The 25050-nt window shown below is 62.1% G+C and carries 19 protein-coding genes; 14 read left to right on the forward strand and 5 right to left on the reverse strand.

The features are described 5' to 3' along the window. Positions 1-17 precede the first annotated feature (17 nt). From pimC to glpK, 5 genes are all read left to right on the forward strand, one after another. On the forward strand, positions 18-1205 hold the full coding sequence (pimC, locus tag AB8B02_RS02330) for a pimeloyl-CoA dehydrogenase large subunit (RefSeq protein WP_089261586.1): 1188 nt from the start codon (positions 18-20) through the stop codon (positions 1203-1205). A gap of 222 nt (positions 1206-1427) precedes the next feature. Then, positions 1428-2570, forward strand: coding sequence for a pimeloyl-CoA dehydrogenase small subunit (pimD, locus tag AB8B02_RS02335; RefSeq protein ID WP_439063006.1), 1143 nt, complete (start codon positions 1428-1430; stop codon positions 2568-2570). Between the two features lie 208 nt (positions 2571-2778). Continuing rightward, positions 2779-3549, forward strand: coding sequence for an SDR family NAD(P)-dependent oxidoreductase (locus AB8B02_RS02340; RefSeq protein WP_439063007.1), 771 nt, complete (start codon positions 2779-2781; stop codon positions 3547-3549). A 267-nt stretch (positions 3550-3816) separates the two neighbouring features. Next, positions 3817-5019 carry an FAD-dependent oxidoreductase gene (locus tag AB8B02_RS02345; RefSeq protein ID WP_439063008.1) on the forward strand — a complete coding sequence of 401 codons (1203 nt, stop codon included), beginning with the start codon at positions 3817-3819 and terminating at the stop codon, positions 5017-5019. 91 nt (positions 5020-5110) lie between these two features. Beyond that, complete coding sequence (gene glpK, locus AB8B02_RS02350) at positions 5111-6610, forward strand: glycerol kinase GlpK (protein ID WP_439063009.1); 1500 nt, start codon at positions 5111-5113, stop codon at positions 6608-6610. A gap of 64 nt (positions 6611-6674) precedes the next feature. On the opposite strand, the gene AB8B02_RS02355 is transcribed toward glpK, so the two are convergent. From AB8B02_RS02355 to metF, 3 genes are all read right to left on the reverse strand, one after another. Then, on the reverse strand, positions 6675-6923 hold the full coding sequence (locus tag AB8B02_RS02355) for a hypothetical protein (protein WP_089261574.1): 249 nt from the start codon (positions 6921-6923) through the stop codon (positions 6675-6677). Between the two features lie 633 nt (positions 6924-7556). Continuing rightward, on the reverse strand, positions 7557-11402 hold the full coding sequence (gene metH / locus AB8B02_RS02360; RefSeq protein WP_439063010.1) for a methionine synthase: 3846 nt from the start codon (positions 11400-11402) through the stop codon (positions 7557-7559). 4 nt (positions 11403-11406) lie between these two features. After that, positions 11407-12306, reverse strand: coding sequence for a methylenetetrahydrofolate reductase [NAD(P)H] (gene metF / locus AB8B02_RS02365; protein ID WP_309947381.1), 900 nt, complete (start codon positions 12304-12306; stop codon positions 11407-11409). A 411-nt stretch (positions 12307-12717) separates the two neighbouring features. Between metF and AB8B02_RS02370 the strand changes: the two genes are divergently transcribed. The 3 genes from AB8B02_RS02370 to AB8B02_RS02380 all read left to right on the forward strand — a co-directional run bounded on the left by AB8B02_RS02370 (position 12718) and on the right by AB8B02_RS02380 (position 14709). Then, positions 12718-13734: an LLM class flavin-dependent oxidoreductase gene (locus AB8B02_RS02370; RefSeq protein WP_439062416.1), complete on the forward strand. Its 1017-nt coding sequence runs from the start codon at positions 12718-12720 to the stop codon at positions 13732-13734. 42 nt (positions 13735-13776) lie between these two features. Beyond that, positions 13777-14220: a VOC family protein gene (locus tag AB8B02_RS02375; RefSeq protein WP_439062417.1), complete on the forward strand. Its 444-nt coding sequence runs from the start codon at positions 13777-13779 to the stop codon at positions 14218-14220. A gap of 78 nt (positions 14221-14298) precedes the next feature. Next, complete coding sequence (locus AB8B02_RS02380) at positions 14299-14709, forward strand: YciI family protein (RefSeq protein WP_093759237.1); 411 nt, start codon at positions 14299-14301, stop codon at positions 14707-14709. Positions 14710-14718: 9 nt separating this feature from the next. Here AB8B02_RS02380 and AB8B02_RS02385 read toward each other — a convergent pair whose 3' ends face one another. Together AB8B02_RS02385 and AB8B02_RS02390 are read right to left on the reverse strand one after the other, a co-directional pair. Beyond that, positions 14719-15567 (reverse strand): prephenate dehydratase, encoded by an 849-nt coding sequence (locus AB8B02_RS02385; RefSeq protein WP_068736325.1) that lies wholly within the window; start codon positions 15565-15567, stop codon positions 14719-14721. 45 nt (positions 15568-15612) lie between these two features. Continuing rightward, positions 15613-16353, reverse strand: coding sequence for a 3-deoxy-manno-octulosonate cytidylyltransferase (locus AB8B02_RS02390; RefSeq protein ID WP_089261562.1), 741 nt, complete (start codon positions 16351-16353; stop codon positions 15613-15615). Between the two features lie 208 nt (positions 16354-16561). Here AB8B02_RS02390 and AB8B02_RS02395 point away from each other — a divergent pair, with 208 nt between their 5' ends. From AB8B02_RS02395 to AB8B02_RS02420, 6 genes are all read left to right on the forward strand, one after another. Further along, the gene (locus tag AB8B02_RS02395; RefSeq protein WP_068736206.1) at positions 16562-17110 is read left to right on the forward strand and encodes a c-type cytochrome; all 549 of its coding nucleotides are present in this window, start codon (positions 16562-16564) and stop codon (positions 17108-17110) included. Positions 17111-17344: 234 nt separating this feature from the next. Next, on the forward strand, positions 17345-19246 hold the full coding sequence (locus tag AB8B02_RS02400) for an extracellular solute-binding protein (RefSeq protein WP_309947385.1): 1902 nt from the start codon (positions 17345-17347) through the stop codon (positions 19244-19246). 14 nt (positions 19247-19260) lie between these two features. Beyond that, a complete protein-coding gene (locus AB8B02_RS02405) occupies positions 19261-21117 on the forward strand; it encodes an extracellular solute-binding protein (RefSeq protein ID WP_439062419.1) in 1857 nt (618 codons plus the stop codon). A 1-nt stretch (position 21118) separates the two neighbouring features. Then, positions 21119-22225: a microcin C ABC transporter permease YejB gene (locus tag AB8B02_RS02410; protein WP_068736211.1), complete on the forward strand. Its 1107-nt coding sequence runs from the start codon at positions 21119-21121 to the stop codon at positions 22223-22225. After that, complete coding sequence (locus AB8B02_RS02415) at positions 22225-23403, forward strand: ABC transporter permease (RefSeq protein WP_439062420.1); 1179 nt, start codon at positions 22225-22227, stop codon at positions 23401-23403. The genes AB8B02_RS02410 and AB8B02_RS02415 overlap by 1 nt, the downstream gene beginning before the upstream one ends. Before the next feature lie 9 nt (positions 23404-23412). Further along, positions 23413-25050 carry an ABC transporter ATP-binding protein gene (locus AB8B02_RS02420; RefSeq protein WP_439062421.1) on the forward strand — a complete coding sequence of 546 codons (1638 nt, stop codon included), beginning with the start codon at positions 23413-23415 and terminating at the stop codon, positions 25048-25050.

Consider the following 25050-nt stretch of genomic DNA (forward strand, 5'->3'; position numbering starts at 1 on the left):
CTCACAAGGAGGATCCGATGGATCTGAGCTTCAGCAAAGAAGAAACAGCATTCCGCGACGAGGTGCGCACCTTTTTCCGCGAAAGCCTCGACCCGGCGGTGCGCAAGAAACTGCAGGAAGGTCATCACACCAGCAAAGACGATCTGGTGAACTGGCAGCGCACGCTCAACAAGAAGGGATGGGCCGTCCCGCATTGGCCGCAGGAATATGGCGGCACCGGCTGGAGCGCCGCGAAGCAGTACATCTTCCTGGAAGAGCTGCAGAAGACCCCGGCGCCGCCGCCACTGCCGTTCGGCGTCAACATGGTCGGTCCGGTGATCTACACTTTCGGCAATGAGCAGCAGAAGAAGCACTTCCTGCCGCGCATTGCGAATATGGACGACTGGTGGTGCCAGGGCTTCTCGGAGCCGGGCTCGGGTTCGGACCTTGCCTCGCTGAAGACCACGGCGAAGAAGAAGGGCGATACCTATATCGTCAACGGCCAGAAGACCTGGACCACGCTCGCGCAACATGCCGACTGGATCTTCTGCCTTTGTCGCACCGACCCCGATGCGAAGAAACAGTCGGGCATCTCCTTCATCCTCATCGACATGAAGTCGAAGGGCATCACCGTCCGCCCGATCCAGACCATCGATGGCGGCGTCGAAGTCAACGAAGTGTTCTTCGATGAGGTCGTGGTGCCGGCCGAGAATCTGGTTGGTGAAGAGAACAAGGGCTGGGACTACGCGAAATTCCTGCTCGGCAACGAGCGCGTCAACATCGCGCGCGTCGGCATGTCGAAGGAGCGCATCCGCCGCATCAAGGAGCTGGCGTCCAGCGTCATGTCCGGTGACAAGCCGCTGATCGAGGATCCGCAGTTCCGCCAGAAGCTCGCGGCTACCGAGATCGAGCTCAAGGCGCTCGAACTGACGCAGATGCGCGTCGTCGCGGCCGAAGGCAAGCACGGCAAGGGCAAGCCGGATCCGGCCTCGTCGATCCTCAAGATCAAGGGTTCGGAAATCCAGCAGACGCTCACCGAGCTGCTGCTCGAAGTCACCGGCCCGTTCGCATTGCCGTTCATGCCGGAAGGTGAGGGGCAGAACGAGGAGGGCGACTGGGCCTCGCCGATCGCGCCGACCTATTTCAACTACCGCAAGGTGTCGATCTATGGCGGCTCCAACGAGATCCAGCGCAACATCATCGCGAAAGCGGTGCTGGGGCTTTGATGTCTTCCTTCTCCCCGCTTGCGGGGAGAAGGTGGTCCGATTGCGCGTAGCGCATTCGGACCGGATGAGGGGGAGCCTCCGCCGGCTCGGTGCCCGCGGATAGTCCCCCTCACCCGAAGGCTCCGCTTCGCTCGCCCTCGACCTCTCCCCGCAAGCGGGGAGAGGTTAGGGAGCTTAAACACATTCACACGCGCGTTACGCGCGATCCGAGAGAGAAAGACCATGGATTTTGATTTGTCGGAGGAGCAACGCCTCCTCAAGGACAGCGTCGACGGCCTGCTGAAATCGTCCTACGAATTCGAGGCGCGCAAGAAGTATCGCGCCGAGAAGGGCGGCTGGAGCCGCGATGTCTGGGGCAAGTTTGCCGAACAGGGCCTGCTCGGCCTGCCGTTCTCCGAGGACGATGGCGGCTTCGGCGCCGGTCCGATCGAGACCATGATCGTGATGGAAGCGCTGGGCCGTAATCTCGTGGTCGAGCCCTATCTTGATACGGTCGTGCTCGGCGGCGGTTTCCTGCGCCGCGCCTCTGCGGAGCAGCGTGCTGCGCATCTGCCCGGGATCATCGACGGCTCCAAGACCATGGCTTTCGCACAGGTCGAGCGTGATTCACGCTATGACCTCGGGGACATCAAGACGTCGGCCAAGAAGAGCGGTTCGGGCTACACGTTGTCCGGCGAGAAGTTCGTCGTCGGTCACGGCGATACTGCCGATACGCTGATCGTCACCGCGCGCACCGCTGGTGGCCAGCGCGATGCCAAGGGCGTCGGCGTATTCCTGGTGCCCGCCAATGCCAAGGGCGTCGACATCAAGGGCTATGAGACGCAGGACGGCAGCCGCGCCGCCGATATCAAGCTGAACAATGTCGAGGTCGGCGCAGATGCTGCGATCGGCAATGCCGAGGATGGTTTGTCGATCGTCAATCAGGTCGTCGATGACGCCCGCATCGCACTGTGCGCGGAAGCGGTCGGCGCGATGGAAGAGGCATTGAAGATCTCCGTCGAGTACATCAAGGAGCGCAAGCAGTTCGGCGTCGCCATCGGCTCGTTCCAGGCGCTGCAGCACCGTGCGGCCGACATGTTCACCGCGCTGGAGACCGCGCGCAGCATGTCGTTCCTGGCCTCGATGGCGTCGAGCTTCACCGATCTCGACGAACGCACCAAGACGGTCGCCGCTGCCAAGGTGCAGATCGGCCGCTCCGCGCGCTTCGTCGGCCAGGGCGGCGTGCAGCTGCATGGCGGCGTCGGCGTGACCATGGAGTACAAGATCGGCCACTATTTCAAGCGGCTGACCATGATCGAGCAGCAGTTCGGCGATGCCGATTATCACCTCCGCCGCGTCGCGCAGGCGGGCGGGATCATGGAGTAACTCTGCTCTTAACCTCTCCCCGCTTGCGGGGAGAGGTCGGATTGCGAAGCAATCCGGGTGAGGGGGACTCTCCACGCGCTCATGAACTCGTGGAGAGTCCCCCTCATCCGACTCGAACGCGCTACGCGCATTCGAGCCACCTTCTCCCCGCATGCGGGGAGAAGGAATGCGCCGTCGCTAAAATCAATCAACAACAAGGAGACCGCCCGTGAAAAATCCCTTCGATCTCACCGGCAAGGTCGCCGTCATCACCGGCTCCAGCCGCGGCATCGGCAAGGCCTCCGCGGAACTGCTGGCGCAACTCGGTGCCAAGGTCGTCGTCTCCAGCCGCAAGGCCGATGCCTGTCAGGCCGTGGTCGATGGCATCAAGGCCAATGGCGGTGATGCCCATGTCATTCCCTGCAACATCTCGCGCCGCGACGAGGTCGAAGCTTTGATCGATGGCACCGTGAAACATTACGGCCCGATCGATATTCTGGTCTGCAATGCCGCGGTGAATCCCTATTACGGTCCGCTGCTCGATATTGCGGATGAGGCCTTTGACAAGATCATGGGCTCCAACGTCAAGAGCAACATCTGGCTCTGTGCCAAGGCGATCCCGGCGATGGCCGAGCGCGGCAAGGGCTCTGTCGTCATCATCTCATCCATCGGCGGTCTGCGCGGGTCCACGGTGATTGGCGCCTACGGCATCTCCAAGGCTGCCGACTTCTCCCTGTGTCGCAGCCTCGCCGGCGAATGGGGACCGAAGGGCGTGCGCGTCAATTGCATCGCGCCTGGGCTGGTGAAGACCGACTTCGCGAAAGCGTTGTGGGAAGACGAGGCCAATCTCAAGCGCCGCACCGCGACCACGCCGCTAGGCCGGATCGGCGAGCCCCACGAGATCGCCGGCGCCGTCGCCTATCTCGGCTCGGATTCCTCCACCTTTATGACCGGCCAGACCATCGTTATCGATGGCGGCGTGACGACCGCATCGGTGTGACGTCCTTACCCTCCCCTGAAGGGGGAGTGTCGATGAACGCGTAGCGTTCGTCGGGGTGGGGTGAAGCCACAGACGCTGTCGCTCGCAGCTTCACCCCACCCCGCCTCTCACCGCGCTGCGCGCGATGATCGCCGACCCTCCCCCTGCAGGGGAGGGTAAGAAATCCCGCGAAACAAACCTCCGGCGGTAGCCACTTGCCGCCTGCCTCAATCCTTTCCCGTTTTTTAACACTTAGGGCGCACGGATAGCCGCAGCTGGAGAGTTCCCGTGCGGCAGACGGATATCGCGATCATTGGTGGCGGCCTCGCCGGGTCGACGGCTGCGGCGATGCTCGGTCGCGCCGGTGTGTCTGCAATCCTGATCGAGCCGCATCAGGTCCATCCGCCCGAACTCCGCTGCGAGAAGATCAGCGGCGGCGTCCAGCTCGAGCGGCTCCGCAAGACGGGTCTCGTCGATGCGGTGCTCGGTGCCGCCACCCATGACGACGAGATCTGGATCGCGCGTTTCGGCCGCGTGATCGACAAGCGCCCCAGCCAGCAGCACGGCTTTCTCTATGACACGCTGGTCAATACCGTGCGTGGCCAGATCCCGTCATCTGTCGAGACCATTCACGCCAAGGCGACGTCGATCGCCACATCGGATGACCGTCAGACCATCGGCCTGTCCAATGGCGAGGAGATTTCCGCGCGTCTCGTTGTGCTCGCCAACGGCGCCAGCGTCAGCCTGCGCAATCAGCTCAATATCGGCCGCCCGGTCATCTCGGCCAATCATTCGATCTCGGTCGGCTTCGATATCGCGCCCGTCGGCCGTGAACGTTTTGCCTTTCCGGCGCTCACTTATTTCGCGGAAACCACGGTTCATCGCACCGCCTATGTCACGCTGTTCCCGATCGGCGACACGATGCGCGGCAATCTGTTCGTCTATCGCGAGACCGACGATCCCTGGATTCGCCAGATGCGCCGGACGCCCGAGGCGGCGCTTGACGCCTGCCTGCCGAAACTGCGCGCGCTGATCGGCGACTACAAGATATCCGGCGATATCAAGATCCGCCCCATCGATCTCTATGAGAGCGACAATGTGGTCCAGCCTGGCGTCGTGCTGGTGGGCGATGCCTTTGCTTCGCCGTGCCCGGGCAGCGGCACCGGCACCGACAAGGTGTTCACCGATGTCGCGCAGCTTTGCAGCGTACACATCCCGAACTGGCTCGCGACCGATGGCATGGGCGCCGACAAGATCGCGCAATATTACGCCGATCCTCTGAAACTGGACTGCGACGCCTGGGCCACCGGCAAGGCGTTCAAGTTGCGCTCAGTCACTGTCGAGAATTCGCTGTATTGGCGCGCACAGCGCTGGGCACGTTTCTTCGGCCGGCTGGGCGAGGGCATGGTGCGGCGGGCCCGCGAGACGCTGCCGCGCGAACTGGCGATGGTCGCATCCGCTCTGGTCATGATGATCGACTCGGCGACCTGACCGTCGGCGCTGCCGCTTGACGCGCCCGCGCTAATCCGGTTGCCTGCGCCTCCCAACACAACGCGACCACAATCTTTCGGGAAGAAACGTCATGTCTTTCGTGATGGCCATCGATCAGGGCACCACATCCTCGCGCGCGATGATCTTTCGCGCCGACATCTCGATCGCGGCCTCCGCGCAGCAGGAATTCCCGCAGCATTTCCCGGCCTCCGGCTGGGTCGAGCATGAGCCGGAGGATATCTGGACCTCGACGCTGGCCGTTTGCCGCGAGGCGATGAAGAAGGCCGACGTTACCGCGAAGGATATTGCCGCGATCGGCATCACCAATCAGCGCGAGACCGTGGTGGTGTGGGACCGCGTCACCGGCCAGGCTGTGCACCGTGCCATCGTCTGGCAGGACCGCCGCACCGCGGAGATCTGCGCGCAGATGAAAGCCGACGGCCATGAGCCGTTGATCACGCAAAAGACCGGCCTGATCATCGATCCGTATTTCTCTGGAACGAAAGTGGCGTGGATTCTCGATCATGTCCCCGGCGCGCGCGACCGCGCCGAGCGCGGCGAATTGCTGTTCGGCACTGTCGATTGCTATCTGCTGTGGCGGCTGACGGCGGGGAAGGTGCATGCCACCGACGCCACCAATGCCTCGCGCACGCAGCTCTTCAACATCCACACCGGTGAATGGGACGATGAGCTGCTGAAGCTGCTGCGCGTGCCCAAGGCTATGCTGCCCAGGGTGCAGGATTCATCGTCCGATTTCGGCAGCACCGATCTGTTTGGTGGCACGATCATGATCGGTGGTATTGCCGGCGATCAGCAGGCTGCAACCATCGGGCAGGCCTGTTTCGCGCCCGGCATGATCAAGTCCACTTACGGCACCGGCTGCTTTGCCCTGCTCAACACTGGTACGACGCCGGTGCAATCGAAGAACAAGTTGCTCACCACGGTTGCCTATCAGCTCAACGGCGTGCGGACCTATGCGCTGGAAGGTTCGATCTTCGTTGCCGGATCCGCGGTGCAGTGGCTGCGCGATGGTCTGGGGATCATCAAGAGCGCTGCTGAAAGCGGGCCGCTCGCTGATCAGAACGATTCTTCGCAATCGGTCTATCTGGTCCCGGCCTTTGTCGGCCTCGGCGCGCCCTACTGGAATCCCGATGTGCGCGGAGCGCTGTTCGGACTGACGCGCAACACCGGCCCGGCCGAACTCGCCCATGCCGCGCTGGAAAGCGTCTGCTACCAGACGCGCGATCTCTACGCGGCGATGCGCGCCGACTGGCCGGATGTCTCCGCTGCCACTGTCGTGCTGCGCGTCGATGGCGGCATGACCGCGTCGGACTGGACCATGCAGCGTCTCGCGGATCTGCTGAATGCCCCTGTCGATCGTCCGATGATCCAGGAAACCACCGCGCTGGGAGCTGCCTATCTCGCCGGTCTCACGGCCGGCGTATTTCCGGAGCCTGCCAAATTCGCCGACAACTGGCGCCTCGAACATCGCTTCCGTCCGGTGATGAGTGAAGCCACACGGACACGAAAACTGAAGGGCTGGGCGCAGGCAGTGAAGGGCGTATTGGCGAGCGATCCGGGGAAAGATTGAAAGCTTGCTCACCAAACAGAAAGAGCCGCCTGTGCGGCGGCTCCTATGATGGTCATGTCAGATTCTAGCGCCAGCCGCGATGCCGTCCGCGCGACCAGCCATAATGATGGCCGCGCCCGCGGCCCCAGCCGTAATGATGTCCACGCCCGCCGCGGTGCATGCCATGATGTCCGCCGCCATGGCCACGAATCTGGATGATGTCGCTGGCGGTGCTCGCAGGTGCAAGCCCACCGACCGGCATGGCGTTCGCTGGAAGCATCAGGCCCAGACCCAGGAGTGCCGCGGCTGCCGTCGCGATCATGGTACGTTTCATTTCAACCCTCCAAACGCAAATATTGCGCATACGACAAGCTGCGGCCTTCCTGATCGTTCCGTCGCCCCGGGATTGAAACGATAACTTTGCCGGGACCGGAATTCGTCGCAGCGGCGGTAGAGAGAAAATAATCCCTCGCCCCATATTGACGAAAATCCTGTATAGGTCTATATGCCTTTTATCCCGTTCGCGAGGGGCGCTTCATGAGGCGTCTTGAGGTGGAACAGGGATGCGGCGCCTGCGGGTGTGGGGTGACGTACCCCGCGCACTCGGGAGGCCTTGGGTCACCGTCCGACCCCACTACGGGGGTCTGCCACTCATGCTGGCTGGACGTGGCATTGGTGAACGGCGGGAAACCGTCGGGATCAGCGGAGTGCGGAGCTCTGCGCCTTTGCCCGGAAGAACGGTCCCGGGGACAGAAATCGCCGCGGTGGCGCGCCGTGAGGCGTTGCGCGGTTGCAGCTTGCCGGCGTTCCGGCGGAGCGGATCGCGATAAAACCACCCTTTGCGCCTCACGGCGCGCTGCCACCCCTCATATTTTCGAGGGGCACTGCTCACACCTCGGACGCGCAAGCGCCGCGAGAATGCGAGAGCTTGGCTGTTTGACAAGCACATCCTGCGACTTGCAAAGCGCTACTTCGCTCCGACCTTCTTGCCGCGATACATCAAATGCACCGCGCAGTTACATCCCGGCGGATGGGTCGCGAGTTCGTCATTGGCAGGCGCGGGTACGGCGACCGGCGCAGGCTCGGCACCGGCACCCGGAATGTAGTTCAGCACCGGCGCTAGCCAACGTTCCACCTCGGCCACGCTCATGTTCTTGCGCGCGGCATATTCCTCGACCTGATCGCGCTCGATCTTGCCGACGCCGAAATAATAGCTCTCGGGATGGCTGAAATAGAGCCCGGACACCGACGAGCCCGGCCACATGGCGTAGCTTTCGGTGAGTGTTACGCCCGCAGTGTTCTCCGCATCGAGCAATTTGAAGATCGTCGCCTTCTCGGTGTGATCGGGCTGTGCGGGATAGCCGGGAGCAGGGCGGATACCCTGATACTTCTCCAGAATCAGGTCGTCAGTCGAGATGTTCTCGTCCGGCGCATAGGCCCAGAACTCCTTGCGCACGCGCTCATGCATGCGTTCTGCAAAGGCTTCGGCGAGACGGTCGGCCAGTGCCTTGCACAGGATCGACGAGTAGTCGTCATTGGCGTTCTTGAAGCGATCGGCGATAATATCCTCGCCGATGCCCGCGGTGACGACGAAGCCGCCGATATAATCCGGCACATTCGAGGTCTTCGGCGCGATGAAGTCGGAGAGCGCGGCGTTGAAGCGGCCCTCGCGCTTCTCGAGCTGCTGGCGCAACGTGTAGAGCGTCGCAATCTCGGTTGAGCGGGTGTCATCCGCATAGAGGCGGATGTCGTCGCCCACGGCATTGGCCGGCCAGAAGCCGATGGTTGCCTTCGCCGTGAACCACTTCTCCTCGACGATCTGCTTGAGCATCTTCTGCGCATCGGCATAGAGCGACGTCGCGACTTCGCCGACCACGCTGTCGGTGAGGATGCCGGGGAAACGGCCGGACAATTCCCAGGTCTGGAAGAACGGCGTCCAGTCGATATAGGCAGCAAGTTCTTCGAGCGAATAATCGCTGAAAGTCCGGATGCCCAGGAAGGTCGGCTTGCGCACCGTCTTGCTGAAGTCCGCGACATGCGCATTGGCGCGCGCGGCGATGAGCGAGAGGCGCTTCTTGTCCTGCTGGGCGCGGAAATGTGCCGCCGAGATCTTCGCGTAATCGGCCCGCACCTCGGCCGCATAGGCGACGCTCTTCTCAGGCGACAGCAGCGACGAGGCGACGCCCACGGCGCGGCTGGCGTCGTTGACATGCACCACGGCGCCAGCGCGGTAGTTCGGATCGATCTTCACCGCGGTATGCACACGGCTGGTCGTCGCGCCGCCGATCAGCAGCGGCATCTTCAGACCCTGCCGTTCCATCTCGCCGGCCAGGAACGTCATCTCGTCCAATGACGGCGTGATCAGGCCGGACAGACCGATGATGTCGGCGCCTTCGGCCTTGGCGGTATCGATGATCTTCGAGGCCGGCACCATGACGCCGAGATCGATGACCTCGAAATTGTTGCACTGGAGCACGATGCCGACAATGTTCTTGCCGATGTCGTGGACATCGCCCTTCACGGTCGCGAGCACGATCTTGCCGGCATTCTTGCGGCCATCGCCGGTGATGCCGGCAGCAAGGTTGTCGGCCTTCTCCTGCTCCATGAACGGCATCAGGTAAGCCACCGCCTGCTTCATCACGCGGGCCGACTTCACCACCTGCGGCAGGAACATCTTGCCGTCGCCGAACAGATCGCCGACGATATTCATGCCGGCCATCAGTGGGCCCTCGATGACATGCAGCGGGCGCGCCACGGTCAGGCGTGCGGCTTCGGTATCCTCGTCGATATATTGGGTGATGCCGTGCACCAGCGCGTGGCTCAGCCGCTTCTCCACCGGCCATTCGCGCCAGGTGAGGTCCTGTTCCTTGGCCTGCTTGGTCTGGCCGCGGAATTTCTCGGCGAGTTCGAGCAGCCGTTCCGAGGCGCCGGGATCGCGGTTGAGGATGACGTCCTCGCAGACCTGGCGCAGTTCGGGATCGATGTCGTCATAGACGATCATCTGGCCGGCATTGACGATGCCCATATCCATGCCCGCCTTGATGGCGTGATACAGGAACACCGAATGCATCGCCTCGCGTACCGGCTCGTTGCCGCGGAACGAGAAGGACAAGTTGGAGACGCCGCCGGAAATATGGGCATGCGGCAGGTTCTGGCGGATCCAGCGTGTCGCTTCGATGAAGTCGACGCCGTAATTGTTGTGCTCTTCGAGGCCCGTCGCAATGGCGAAAATGTTCGGATCGAAGATGATGTCTTCCGGCGGGAAGTTCAGCTCTTTGACCAGAATGTCGTAAGCGCGTTTGCAGATCTCGGTCTTGCGCGCGAACGTGTCGGCCTGGCCGACCTCGTCGAAGGCCATGACGACCACGGCGGCGCCATGGCGCTGCGCGATCTTGGCCTCATGGATGAACTTCTCCACGCCTTCCTTCATCGAGATCGAATTGACGATCGGCTTACCCTGAACGCATTTAAGGCCGGCTTCGATGACGTTGAATTTCGACGAGTCGACCATCACCGGCACGCGGGCGATGTCCGGCTCGGAGGCGACCAGATGGAGGAACTCGACCATCGCCGCCTCGGAATCCAGCAGGCCTTCGTCCATATTGACGTCGATGACCTGCGCGCCGTTCTCGACCTGGTCGCGCGCCACTTGCAGCGCGGCGGTGTAGTCGCCGGCGGTGATCAGCTTGCGGAATTTAGCCGAGCCGGTGACGTTGGTGCGCTCGCCGACATTGACGAAGGGAATCGCCGAGGTCAGTTCGAACGGCTCCAGACCTGACAGGCGCAGGAGCGGTGCGATCTCCGGCACGACGCGCGGCTTGTGCGGCGCGACGGCCTTGGCGATGGCCGCGATATGATCCGGTGTGGTGCCGCAGCAGCCGCCGACCACATTGACGAGGCCGCTGGCAGCGAACTCGCCGATCAGCCCCGCCATGAATTCCGGGCTCTCGTCATACTGGCCGAATTCGTTGGGCAGGCCGGCATTCGGATAAGCGCAGACGAGGGTATCGGCGACGCGGCCGATATCGGCGATATGGGCGCGCAGGTCTTCGGCGCCGAGGGCGCAGTTGAAGCCAATGGTGGCGGGCCTGGCGTGCTTCACCGAATTCCAGAACGCTTCCGGCATCTGGCCGGACAGCAGGCGGCCGGACTTGTCGGTAATGGTGCCGGAGATCATCACCGGCACGTCGATGCCGCGCGCTTCGCAGATTTCGGCAATGGCGTAGAGCGCCGCCTTGGCGTTCAGCGTGTCGAAGATGGTTTCGACCAGCAGGAGGTCGGCGCCGCCGTCAAGCAAACCGTTGATCTGCTCGCTATAGGCGATGCGCAGATCGTCGAAGGTCACCGCGCGATAGCCGGGATTGGCGACATCCGGCGAGATCGAGGCGGTGCGGTTGGTCGGGCCGATGGCGCCGGCGACGAAGCGCGGCTTGCCGTCCTCGGCAGCGACGGTGATCGCGGCGTTCTTGGCGAGGCGCGCGCCTTCGCGGCTCATCTCATAGGCGATGTCCTGCAGGTCGTAATCGGCCTGCGCGATCGAGGTCGAGGAGAAGGTGTTGGTGGCGACGATGTCGGCACCGGCGCGCAGATATTGCGCGTGGATGTCCTCGATGGCGTCGGCCTGCGTCAGGATCAACAGGTCGTTGTTGCCGCGGAGGTCGCGGTGGAAATTCTTGTAGCGCTCACCGCGGAATGCGGCCTCGTCGAATTGCAGACCCTGGATCATAGTGCCCATGGCACCGTCGAGCACGAGAATGCGCTCGGCAGCGGCGGCAAGCAGTTCGGTACGCTTCGGCGAAACGGGTACGGACATGAGATCAGGCAGCTTTCTGCGCGCCGTTCGGCCGGAAGCCCAACAGGTGACTAATGGCGAAAACGAGATCGGCGCGGTTCATCGTATAGAAATGGAAGTCACTGACGCCCTGCTTGGCGAGCTTCTGCACCTGGCCAGCGGCCACGGTGGTGGCTACCAGTTTGCGTGTCTCGGCATCGTTATCGAGGCCGTCGAACTTGGCGGCGAGCCAGTCGGGCACTGTGGTGCCAGCACGGGTGACGAAGGCTCTCGCCTGCTTGAAATTATGCATCGGCATGATGCCGGGCAGCACAGGGATATCGATGCCGCGGGCGCGGACCTTGTCGAGGTAGCGGAAGTAGAGATCGTTATCGAAGAACACCTGGGTGATGGCGCGAGTCGCGCCGGCATCGACTTTCGCCTCTAGCGTATCGATGTCAGCATCGAAGTCGGCGCTCTCGGGATGCTTCTCCGGATAGGCGGAGACGGTGACGTCGATATCGGGATAGCGGTTGCGGATGCTGGCGACCAGATCGGCGGAGGTCTTGTAACCGTCGGGGTGCGGTATATATTCCGTGCCGATGCCTGTGGTCGGATCGCCGCGCAGGGCCACGATGTGGCGAACGCCGGCCTCATGATAGCGGGTCACGACATCGTCGATTTCGCTTTTCGGCGCGCCGACGCAGGTCAGATGCGCCGCCGGGGTGAGGGCGGTCTCCTTGAGCAGGCGGACGATGGTGGCGTGGGTGCGCTCGCGCGTCGACCCACCGGCGCCATAGGTCACCGACACGAAGGACGGGTTCAGCGGCGCCAGGCGCTCAATGGTGTCCCACAGGGTGCGGTCCATCTCCTCGGTCTTCGGCGGGAAGAACTCGAAGGAGATATTGGGAAGCTTGCTTGAGGTGGCCGGGTTGATCTCGGTCATCGCGTCGAACTCCACCGCGCAGGGCGGTACCGGGTGTCATCTGGCGCCAAGTCCAAGGGACTTTGGCTGCACTGCACAAAGATAGGCTATGGTCGGTGACTGAAATAGCCCATTTAGAGCAGTTTTAGGGTGGGAATTGGCCCAACTAAGGGCAGATATCTCGCGTAATTCCCTCGTTGGAATATAAGTGGGCAGCGCCGGTTTCCCGCAAAACTGCCAGAATATGGCTTTAAATAGCCAATGTAGCCACTTCGATCTATGGACGGTGTATGTGGGCAGATGTCGTGTAATTATTCTTATATCATAATTCGTCCCACGAGAGGCGGCCCTCGTTGCCGTCGGCGTTTGGGGGAGGCGTTGGTGGCCCAAAACGCTCTTTGCCCTCTCCAGCGCAGGCACTAGCTTGGCGCCATGATCCCATTGTCCATTCTCGACCTCTCGGTCGTCACGTCAGGCACGCCGCCCGCGGGCGCGCTCCGCAACAGCATCGATCTGGCCAAACATGCCGATCGCCTCGGCTATGTCCGCTACTGGCTGGCCGAGCACCACAATTTGGCATCGGTCGCGAGTCCGGCGCCGGAGATCATGATCGGGCAGATCGCGGCGGTAACGCAGCATATCCGGGTCGGCTCCGGCGGCGTGATGTTGCCGAACCATGCGCCGCTGATGGTGGCCGAGCGCTTCAAGATGCTGGAGGCGCTGTTTCCCGGCCGGATCGATCTCGGCCTTGGCCGTGCGCCGGGGACCGATGGTGCCACAGCTTATGCGTTGCGCAACCGTCTTGCCGGCCGCGAGGGCGATGATTTCCTCGAGCGGCTGAGCGAACTGGTACTGTGGGAGACGCGGCAATTCCCGGAAGGTCATCCCTATAACAACGTCGTGGCGATGCCGAATGACGTGCCGCTGCCGCCACTCTGGCTGCTCGGCTCCAGCGACTACAGTTCGGATCTGGCCGCGCAGGTTGGCATGGGCTTCGCTTTCGCGCATCATTTCGCATCCCATGATGCGGCGGATGCGATGGTGCATTACCGCGCGCGCTTCAAGTCCTCCGGCTGGCGACAGGTGCCGCATGCGATTCTCGCCGTCGCAGTGATTTGTGCGGAGACGGATGCCGAGGCCGAGCGGCTGGCCTCGTCAGCCGATCTCAATCGCCTGCGCCGCGACCGCGGCGAATATGCGCCGCTGCCAAGCGTAGAGGAGGCGCTGGCCTATCCCTATAGCGACAGCGAGAAGATGAAGGTCGCACGCAACCGTTCGCGACTGTTCGTCGGCAGCCCGTCGACAGTCATGGAAAAGCTGCAGCCGCTCGTCAGCGAATGCCAGGCCGATGAGTTGATGGTCATTACCGCGATGTATGATCATGAGGCGCGGAAGCGGTCCTATGATCTGTTGGCGGATGTATTTCAATTGCAGAGAGCAGCAGCCTAGGCGCAGCGAGCTTAGCGAGCGCCGCGACAATGGGAGGGGGTGATGGCGCCTCTGGTAACACCGCGTGGCCTTGGCGAAGTTGTTCTGCGTGTCAGCGACATGCCGCGCGCGGTCAGTTTCTATCGAGATGTCCTTGGCCTCAGTGTGCTGCGCGCCTTCGACGATCGGATTGTATTTCTCAAAGTGGAAGATGGCTTTGAAGGCCATCACCGGATTATCGGCCTTTTCAGGGCCGATCAGCCGTCCAATCGTGACGACACGAAATGGTCCGCTCCCGATTTGCGGGCACCCACTCTGCATCACCTTGCGCTGGAGATTGCGTTATCGGACTATCAGTCTGCTCTTGATGCCCTGACGAAGGCGGGTTTCAAGCCGAACACCTACGAACACCGATGGATCGGCTGGCGCTCCATTTACGTCACCGATCCGGACGGCAATATCGTCGAGTTGGTTGCGGTCGATGCGTCAATTTGCGAGGCGTCGTAAAGTTTCGAAAGGCAATGTCGGGATCGGGACTACCGAAACGTCCTTGGATAGGCGCCGTCACCACACGAGGTAAAACCTATGCTCTATGCAATCCTGGCCTATCACGTCGAAGACGTCGTCGTGTCGTGGACGGCCGATGAAGATACCGCCGTGATGGCCAATCTTCATGAGCTTCACGAGAAGCTGACGGCCGACGGCCGGATGGGGCCGGCCGCGCGGCTGGGCGGCACTAAGGGTGCATTCACCCTGCGCGGACCCGGCGCTGGCGTGGTCATCGACGGCCCCTTTGCTGAGACCAAGGAGCAGTTGCTCGGCTTCTATGTCGTCGATTGTGCGACCCGTGAGGACGCCGTCGCGACCGCGCGCGATCTGCGCCGCGTCAATCCGACTGCGGTCTATGAAATCCGTCCGGTTCAGCTATTTCTGCCTGGATCGCCCATGGCGGCGACGCATGCGCTGACCGATCACGTCCGGCCGGCGTCGTCCTGAACTTGCCGGTTACGAGGTCGGTTCGCCGAAGGTCGCGCGGAAAGGATGCGCCGGATAGACGCCGACGATCCTGAATTCGCGTGAGAAGAACTTCAGTTCTTCGAGTGCGAAAGCGAGGTTGCGGTCATCCGGATGGCCGTCGACATCGGCGTAGAACTGCGTGGCGAAGAACTCGCCGTCGACCATGTAGCTTTCCAGCTTGGTCATGTTGACGCCGTTGGTGGCGAAGCCGCCGAGTGCCTTGTAGAGCGCCGCAGGAAGGTTGCGGACGCGGAAAACAAAACTGGTGACCAGCGGTTCGGAGCCCTGCGGCGCCCACTTGGCGTCTTTGGAAAGGATGACGAAACGCGTGGTGTTGTGATCCTCGTCCTCGACGTCCTCGGCGAGAATTTCGAGCCCGTAGATATCTGCCGCGAGCCGTGAGGCCAGCGAGGCGCAGCTCTTGTCGCCGCGTTCGGCAATCGCGCGGGCCGAGCCGGCGGTATCGGCGGCGACGATGGCCTTGATGCCGAGCTTGCGGATGATGCGGCGGCACTGGCCGAGCGCGTGGACGTGGCTTTCCACCGTCTTGATGTCGGTGAGCTTCGCGCCGGGCAGCGCCATCATCTGGTGGTGAATGGGCAGAAACCACTCACCGACGATATGCAGGCCTGACTGCGGCAGTAGATGGTGGATGTCGGCGACGCGGCCGGCGATCGAGTTCTCGATCGGAATCATGCCGAGATCGGCCTCGCCCGAGGTGATCGCGGCCAGCGCATCCTCGAAAGTGGCGCAGGGCAGCGGCTCGGCATTCGGAAACGCCTCAACGATGGCGATATGGGAATTGGCGCCGGGCTCGCCCTGGAATGCGATCTTCATGATCTGATTTTTGGGAATGGTCATGGCGGGCCTTGTATCAGTCACTCAGGTTTTTGCCAGTAGCCGGCGGGCGGTTTCGAGATCCGCGGGCGTATCGACGCCGAGCGGGACGCTATCGACGATGGCGGCGTCGATCCGCATGCCGGCTTCCAGTGCGCGGAGCTGTTCGAGCTTTTCGCGCAGCTCCAGCGTCGACGGCGCGAGTTTGACGAAGCCTTCGAGCGCGGCGCGCCGATAGGCATAAAGCCCGATGTGATGGTAGCGGGGCCCGTCGCCATAGGGCGCCGTGGCGCGGGTGAAATACAGCGCACGCAGCCGGTCAGGCCCGGCTGGCGAGCCGATCAGCTTCACCACGCTCGGATTGGTATGTTCGTCATCCTTGTGGATCTCGGTCGCCAGGGTCGCGATGTCGACCGCGGGGTCGTCGAGCAGGCGGACCGCGGCGCTAATGTCGCCCGGCGGAATAGTGGGCAGGTCGCCCTGGACGTTGACGATGGTCTGGACGTGTCCGGCCGGGTCCAGTTTGCACAGGGCCTCAAATATCCGGTCGGACCCTGATGGATGGTCCGGGGAGGTCATGACCGCCTCGAAACCGTGGGCTTTAACGGCGTCCGCGATGTCGGCCGTATCGGTGGCGATGGCGACACGGCCCAGACCGGCCTCTTTGGCGCGTCGCGCCACATGCACGATCATCGGCAGCCCGCCGATATCGAGCAGCGGCTTGCCGGGCAGGCGGGTGGCCGCCATGCGGGCGGGAATGAGCACCAGGGTGCGTGTGTCTGTCATGTCAAAATCGGCTTGGATTCCAGTGATCTTCCCCCCGAAAAGTATGATGCACATCAAAGGGCGCGGCGTTTATACGGGTTGCCAGAGGATGGGCAAACCGTTATCTCAAAACGGCAGGCCCGAGGGCCGCAGGAACGTGATTCCTGAGTGTGTCGAGGCCGTTGGAGCGGCCTTCCAATGACCTAAAACGGCGTGGGGCTTTTCGACTATGGACTCCTTCGAACTCAACAAGATTATGGGCGCCATTCTCGGCACCTGCCTGGTTCTGATGGTGACGAATTTCACCGCCCAGGCCGTGTTTTCACCGAAGCATATGGAAAAGCCCGGCTTTGATATTGCCGTGAAGGAAGAGGCTGCCGGTGGTGCCAAGGCTGCTGCCGCGCCGTCCGAACCGATCGAAAAGCTGCTGCAGACCGCTTCGGTCGAGAAGGGCTCAACCGCAGCCAAGAAGTGCGCCGCCTGCCATACTTTCGAAAAGGGCGGCCCGAACCGCGTTGGCCCGAACCTGTTCGGCGTCGTCAATGAGAAGGTGGGCGAAGGCAAGGCCGGGTTCAACTTCTCGGCGGGCATGAAGGCCAAGGGCGGCACCTGGACCTTCGAGGAGCTGAACAAGTTCATCGCCAATCCGAAGGGCACCGTGCCGGGCACGGCCATGGGCTTCGCCGGCATTCAAAAGGATAGCGAGCGCGCCGACGTGATCGCCTATCTGGCAACTCTCGCCGATAAGCCGGTGCCGCTGCCCACTGCAGCGAAATGAGGACGGTGTCGTAACGCTGTTCCTTGGTAATTTATCATCGATTAAACGGCCAGGCTCAGCCTGGCCGTTTTCGTATCTGCATTACCAAAGCTTAAGCGGGACGTTTGGCCGCAACGCGTTAGGATGCAACCAGCGTGACGGGTGGTATCCTGCGGAAAAGCCGGCATAATCGGTCGAACCCTCGCCTTATATGACCGTTCTAATAGACTGCTTCGGTTCACAGGATTCAGCACATTGACGATTTCCCGACGCCGCCTTCTCCAGACCAGCGCCTTCGCCGCACTTGCCCCTGTCATCGGTGGTGCCGGCAGCCTCTCCGTCATCGACGCAGCAAGTGCCCAGTCTCCGGCAAAAGGTGCAGAGTGGCGCCACGCGCTGTCCCTGTTCGGGGAGATCAAGTATCCCGCGGAGTTCAAGCGCTTCGACTATGTCAATCCGGAAGCGCCTAAGGGCGGCGCCGTCCGCCAGATCGCGATCGGCACCTTCGACAACTTCAACATCGCGGTGGCCGGCGTGAAGGGCAACATTGCCGGCGCCGTCGGGCTGATCTACGAGTCCCTTACGACAGGATCGCTGGACGAGGTCTCGACCGAATATGGTCTGCTCGCCGAAGCCGTCAGCCACCCCGAGGATTACTCCTGGGTGTCCTACCGGCTGCGGCCGAATGCCAAGTGGCATGATGGCAAGCCGGTGACCCCGGAGGATGTGATCTTCTCGCTGGAGTCCTTCAAGAAATATCACCCGCAATATTCCGCCTATTACCGCCATGTGGTGAAGGCCGAGAAGGTCGGTGAGCGCGAGATCAAGTTCACCTTCGATGCACCCGGCAACCGCGAATTGCCGCAGATCGTCGGCCAGCTCACGGTGCTGCCCAAGCACTGGTGGGAGGGCAGCAACGCCTCCGGCACCAAGCGCGACATCGGCAGCACCACGCTGGAGATGCCGCTCGGCAGCGCCGCCTATCGCATCAAGGAGTTCGTCCCGGGGCGCTCGGTGTCGGTGGAGCGTGTGAAAGACTATTGGGGGCGCGACCTCAACGTGAATGTCGGTCGCAATAATTTCGACGAGCTGCGCTACGAATATTTCCGCGACGGCACCGTTGCGCTCGAAGCCTTCAAGGGCGACCAGGTGGATTGGCGCACCGAAAATAGCGCGAAGAACTGGGCGACGGCCTATGACTTTCCGGCGGTGGCCGAGAAGCGCGTCATCCTCGAAGAATTCCTCAATCGTTCGTCGGGCATCATGCAGGGCTTCGCGCTCAACATTCGCCGCGACAAGTTCAAGGATGCGCGTGTTCGCCGCGCGCTGAACTATGCGTTCGACTTCGAGGAGATGAACAAGCAGATCTTCTTCGGCCAGTACAAGCGCATCTCCAGCTATTTCGACGGCACCGAGCTTGCGTCGTCGGGCCTGCCGGAAGGCAAGGAGCTGGAGATTCTGGAGACGGTGCGTGCCGAAGTGCCACCGGAGGTTTTCACCAAGCCCTATACGAATCCGGTCGGTGGCAGTGCTGAAAATGTACGCGGCAATCTTCGCGAAGCGCTACAATTGTTCAAGGAAGCGGGCTACGAAGTCCGTGATCGCAAACTGGTCAATGCCAAGACCGGTGCGCCGTTTGAGCTGGAATTGCTCGGCGAGGATCCTTCTTTCGAGCGCGTGATGCTGTTCTTCAAGCCGTCGCTCGAACGTCTCGGCATCGGCGTGTCGGTCCGCACCATCGATGCCACCCAATATGAGAACCGGCTGCGGACCTGGGATTTTGACATCGTCGTGTCGTCCTGGCCGGAGTCGCTGTCACCCGGCAACGAGCAGCGTGAATTCTGGGGCTCGCAGGCTGCCGATATGGCCGGCTCACGCAACATCGTCGGCATCAAGAATCCTGCGATCGACAAGCTGATCGATCGCGTGATCTTCACCAAGGACCGCAACGATCTCGTCGCTGCGACCAAGGCGCTGGATCGCGTGCTGCTGTGGAATAACTTCGTGGTGCCGCAATGGACCTACAACAAGGTACGCACCGCGCGCTGGGATCGCTTTGGCCGACCGCCCGAGCCGCCGAAATACGGCCAGTCGGGTTTCCCAGCCATCTGGTGGTACGACGCCGACAAGGCCGCAAAGATCGGCAAGCGCTCTTGAGGAGCACATCGCGCATGGCGCAGCTCAATCGTCGGCACGTGCTGGGTCTCGGGATCGGCGCTATTGCGGTCGCGCACTTCAGCCCCGCTTTGGCGCAGGCGCCGAGCGAAGCCCACGGCATCTCCGCCTTTGGCGATCTGAAATATCCGGCCGATTTTCCGAATTTCGACTACGTCAACGTCAAGGCGCCGAAGGGCGGCGCCTTTTCGACGGTGCCGTCGAGCCGTGCATTCAACCAGTCGTTCCAGACCTTCAATTCGCTGAACGCCTATGTTCTGAAGGGCGACGGCGCGCAGGGCATGGGCATGACCTTCGCCCCGCTGATGGTGCGCGCGGGCGACGAGCCAGACGCGATGTACGGGCTGGTCGCGAAGTCCGTGCAGATCTCTGCCGATGGTCTGACCTATCGTTTTACGCTGAGGCCGGAGGCGCGATTCCATGACGGCAGCAAGCTCACTGCGCGCGATGCGGCGTTTTCGCTGACGGCGCTCAAGACCAAGGGCCATCCCATCATCACGCAGCAGATGCGTGATATGGTGAAGGCCGAGGCTGTCGATGACGTGACGCTGGTGGTGACCTTCGCCGAGAAACGCGGCCGCGATGTGCCGCTGTTTGTCGCCGGCATGCCGATCTTCTCGCAGGCCTATTACGACAAGCGCGCATTCGATGAGACCTCGCTGGAGACGCCGCTCGGCAGCGGTCCCTACAAGGTCGGGCGCTTCGAGGTCGGACGCTATATCGAATTCGATCGTGTGAAGGACTGGTGGGGCGCGGACCTTCCGGTCAACCGGGGCAGCTACAATTTCGATACGGTGCGGTTCGACTTCTATCGCGACCGCGACGTGGCTTTCGAAGGCTTCACCGGCCGCAATTATCTGTATCGCGAGGAGTTCACCTCGCGCATCTGGAACACGCGCTACGATTTCCCGGCGGTGAAGGATGGCCGGGTCAAACAGGAGATGCTGCCCGACGATACACCGTCCGGCGCGCAGGGCTGGTTCCTCAACGCACGCCGCGCCAAGTTCAAGGATCCGCGCGTGCGCGAGGCGCTCGGCAATGCATTCGATTTCGAATGGACCAACAAGACGATCATGTATGGCGCCTATGTGCGCACGGTGTCGCCGTTCCAGAACTCTGACCTGATGGCGACTGGTGCGCCGTCGCCGGAAGAGCTCGCATTGCTGGAGCCGTTCCGCGACAAAGTGCCGGCCGAGGTTTTCGGAGCGCCCTATCTGCCACCGACATCGGATGGGTCAGGTCAGGACCGTGCGCTGCTGCGCAAGGCGATCCAGCTCCTGAACGACGCCGGCTGCGTGATGAAGGACGGCAAGCGCATGACGGCGCAGGGTGAGCCGTTCAAGGTCGAGTTTTTGCTCGATGAGCCTGCCTTCCAGGCGCATCACATGCCTTATATCAAGAATCTCGGCACGCTCGGCATCGAGGCCAGTGTGCGCCTTGTCGATCCCGTGCAATTCCGCGCACGCCGCGACGATTTCGACTTCGATGCAGCCATCGAACGTTTCAGCTTTTCCACGATTCCCGGCGATTCCCTGCGTTCGTTCTTCTCGATGCAGTCGGCAACCACCAAAGGCTCGAACAATCTGGCCGGCATTTCCGATCCTGTCGTCGATGCCCTGATGAACGAAGTTATCGCCGCCGATACGCGGCCCAAGCTGGTCTTTGCGGCGCGGGCGCTGGATCGTGTGATCCGCGCCGGACGTTATTGGGTGCCGCAATGGTATGCAGCGTCGCATCGCGTGGCCTATTGGGATGTGTTCGGCCATCCCGCCAATCTGCCGAAATATATCGGCGTCGGTGCCCCCGATCTTTGGTGGGCGTCCGTAAAACCTTCAAGCGAGCAGGCCAAATAGCATGGGCGCATATATCGCACGGCGCGTGCTGCTGATGTTTCCCACGCTGCTGGGAATCCTGTTCGTCTCCTTCGTCGTGGTACAATTCGCGCCCGGTGGTCCCGTCGAGCGCGTGATCGCGCAGCTCAGCGGCGCGGATACCGGCGCGTCGCGCGTCTCCGGCTCGTCCGGTGGCGACTTCGGTAACCGGGCACAGCCCGGTGCCGCAGGCGATGCGGTGAACTCGAAATATCGCGGCGCGCAGGGGCTCGATCCGGATTTCGTCAAGAGCCTGGAAAAGCAGTTCGGCTTCGACAAGCCTGCGCCTGAACGTTTCGCGCTGATGTTGTGGAATTTCGCGCGCTTCGATTTCGGCAAGAGCTATTTCCGCGACACGACGGTGCTGCAGCTGATCAAGGAGAAGCTGCCGGTCTCGATGTCGCTCGGCATCTGGATGATGCTGATCACCTACCTGATCTCGATCCCGCTCGGCATCCGCAAGGCGGTGCAGGACGGCTCACGCTTCGACACCTGGACCTCGGCCGTCATCATTGTCGGTTTCGCCATTCCCGGCTTCTTGTTTGCGATCCTATTGATCATCCTGTTTTCAGGCGGATCGTTCTGGAGCATCTTCCCGCTGCGCGGCCTGACATCGGACGGCTGGAGCCAGTTCCCGTGGTACTGGAAGATCATCGACTACTTCTGGCACATGACGCTGCCGCTGATCTCGATGGTGCTCGGTGCCTTCGCCACCATGACGCTGCTGACCAAGAACTCGTTCCTCGACGAGATCCGCAAGCAATATGTGATGACCGCACGGGCCAAGGGCTGCAATGAGCGGCAGGTGCTCTACAATCACATCTTCCGCAATGCCATGCTGATCGTCATCGCCGGTTTCCCGGGCGCGTTCATTCACGCGTTCTTCTCGGGCTCGCTGCTGATCGAAACCATCTTCTCGCTCGACGGGCTCGGTCTCCTCGGCTTCGAGAGCGTGCTCAACCGCGATTATCCCGTGGTGTTCGGCACGCTGTTCATCTTCTCGCTGGTCGGTCTCGTCGTGAATCTCTTGTCCGATCTGGCCTATATGTGGATCGATCCGCGGATCGACTTTGAGGCGCGAGAAGTCTGATGACCATCACCGCGCCCCTTCCTGTGGAAAGCACCACGCAGTCGCCGCTCGGCGAAGCCGTGCCACCATCGCGTCACCCGCTCGGCATCTCGCCGCTCAACCAGCGTCGCTGGCAGAACTTCAAGTCCAATCGCCGTGGCTACTGGTCGTTCTGGATTTTCTTGTTCCTGTTCTTCATCTCGCTGTTTGCCGAGGTGATCGCCAATGACCGGCCGTTCTTCATCAAGTTTGACGGCAAGATGTATTTCCCGGCTTTCGTCACCTATTCGGAAACGACTTTTGGCGGTGATTTCGAGACGGCTGCGGACTATCGCGACCCGTTCCTGCAAAAGCTGATCGCCGAGAAGAACGGCACCATCCTCTGGCCGCTGATCCGCTATTCCTACGATACCCACAATCTCGATTTGCCGACGCCGGCGCCGTCAAAGCCGACATGGATGCTCACCGAGGAGCAGTGCAAGCCGGTGGTCGAAAAGAAGGGCCTCAAGAGCTGCCGCGATCTCGAATATAACTGGCTCGGCACCGACGATCAGGGCCGCGATGTTGTTGCGCGGCTGATCTACGGCTTCCGCATCTCGGTGCTATTCGGCCTCGCGCTCACGATCGTTTCGTCAATCATCGGCATCGCCGCAGGCGGTGTGCAGGGCTATTTCGGCGGCTGGGTCGATTTGGCGTTCCAGCGTTTCATCGAAATCTGGAGTGCGATCCCGTCGCTCTATCTGCTGCTGATCCTGTCATCGGTTCTGGTGCCCGGCTTCTTCGTGCTGCTCGGCATCCTGCTGCTGTTTTCATGGGTATCGCTGGTCGGTCTCGTGCGCGCTGAATTCCTCCGCGGTCGCAACTTCGAATATATCATGGCGGCGCGGGCGCTGGGCGTATCCAACGCCAAGATCATGATTCGGCATCTGCTGCCGAACGCGATGGTTGCGACCATGACCTTCCTGCCGTTCATCGTATCGTCCTCGGTGATGACGCTGACCGCGTTGGATTTCCTCGGCTTCGGTCTGCCGCCGGGCTCGCCATCGCTCGGCGAACTTCTATCGCAAGGCAAGGCCAATGTGCAGGCGCCCTGGCTGGGCTTCACCGGCTTCTTCGCGGTGGCGATCATGCTGTCGCTGTTGATCTTCATCGGCGAAGGCGTCCGCGATGCCTTCGATCCGCGCAAGACGTTCAGGTAGGGCCGCAGCATGGATGCCATCAACCAGCCGCTGCTCGATGTGCGCGATCTCTCGGTCGCATTCCACCATGGCGGCAATACATCGGTCGCGGTCGACAGGGTGTCGTTCGAGATAAAACGGGGCGAGTGCGTTGCGCTTGTGGGCGAGTCCGGCTCGGGCAAATCCGTAAGCGCCATGTCGATCTTGCGGCTGCTGCCCTATCCGACGGCATCACATCCGTCCGGCCATATCCGTTTCAAGGGCCACGAGCTCCTGAGCATGTCGGAGCGCGAGATCCGCGGCATCCGCGGCAACGATATTTCCATCATCTTCCAGGAGCCGATGACCTCGCTGAACCCGCTGCACACGATCGGTGCGCAGATCGGCGAGATACTGCAACTCCATAACGGCATTCGCGGCAGCAAGCCGCGCGAACGAACGCTGGAATTGCTGACGCAAGTCGGCATTCCCGATCCGGAAACGCGTCTCGCCAGCTATCCGCATCAGCTGTCTGGCGGTCAGCGCCAGCGCGTCATGATCGCGATGGCGCTCGCGAACGAGCCCGATCTGCTGATCGCCGACGAACCGACCACGGCGCTGGACGTCACGGTGCAGGCGCAGATCCTCGCTCTGCTGGCCGATATTCGTCAGCGGCTCGGCATGAGCCTCCTCTTCATCACCCACGATCTTGGCATTGTCCGCCGTATCGCCGACACCGTCTGCGTCATGAACAATGGCAAGATCGTCGAGCAGGGGCCGGTGGAGCAGGTGTTCACGTCGCCGCAGCATGCCTACACCAAGGCGCTGCTCGCAGCCGAGCCGAAGCCTGATCCTGCGCCGCCACGGCCGGAAGCGCCGGTGGTGATGTCGGCGGACGGTCTCAAGGTCTGGTTCCCGATTAAGCGAGGCTTGCTGCGCAAGACGGTGGGCCACGTAAAAGCGGTGGACGGCGTCAGCCTGCAAGTGCGGCAGGGCGAGACGCTGGGCGTCGTCGGTGAGTCCGGCTCGGGCAAGACGACGTTAGGGCTCGCGCTGCTGCGGCTGATTTCCTCGCAGGGGCCGATCGTGTTCCTCAGCAAGGACATTCAGGGTTTGCAGTTCAAGGACATGCGGCCGATCCGGCGCGACATGCAGATCGTGTTTCAGGATCCGTTCGGGGCGCTGTCGCCGCGTATGTCAGTCGGAGATATCGTCGCCGAGGGGCTCAGCGTGCATCAGCCTTCTCTTTCGCCGGAGGATCGTGAGACGCGCGTCGTCAAGGCGCTGCAGGATGTCGGTCTCGATCCGAAGACCCGGTTCCGCTATCCGCATGAGTTCTCCGGCGGCCAGCGCCAACGCATCAGCATCGCGCGCGCAGCCGTGCTGGAGCCGAGCTTCGTTGTGCTGGACGAGCCGACCAGCGCGCTCGACATGCTGTTCCAGGCGCAGATGGTCGATCTCCTGCGCGAGCTGCAGCGCAAGCGCGATCTCACTTATCTGTTCATCTCGCATGACCTGCGCGTGGTCGCGTCACTGGCCAGCCATCTCATCGTGATGCGCCATGGCAAGGTGGTCGAGGAAGGGCCGGCGGCCGAGCTGTTCAAGAACCCGAAGAGCGATTACACCCGCGCGCTGTTTGCCGCAGCGTTCAGGATCGAAACGGCACCGGGCGGGGATGCTGCGCAGTAG

The sequence above is a fragment of the Tardiphaga sp. 862_B3_N4_1 genome, assembly GCF_051811085.1.
In the GTDB taxonomy this organism is placed as follows: domain Bacteria; phylum Pseudomonadota; class Alphaproteobacteria; order Rhizobiales; family Xanthobacteraceae; genus Tardiphaga; species Tardiphaga robiniae.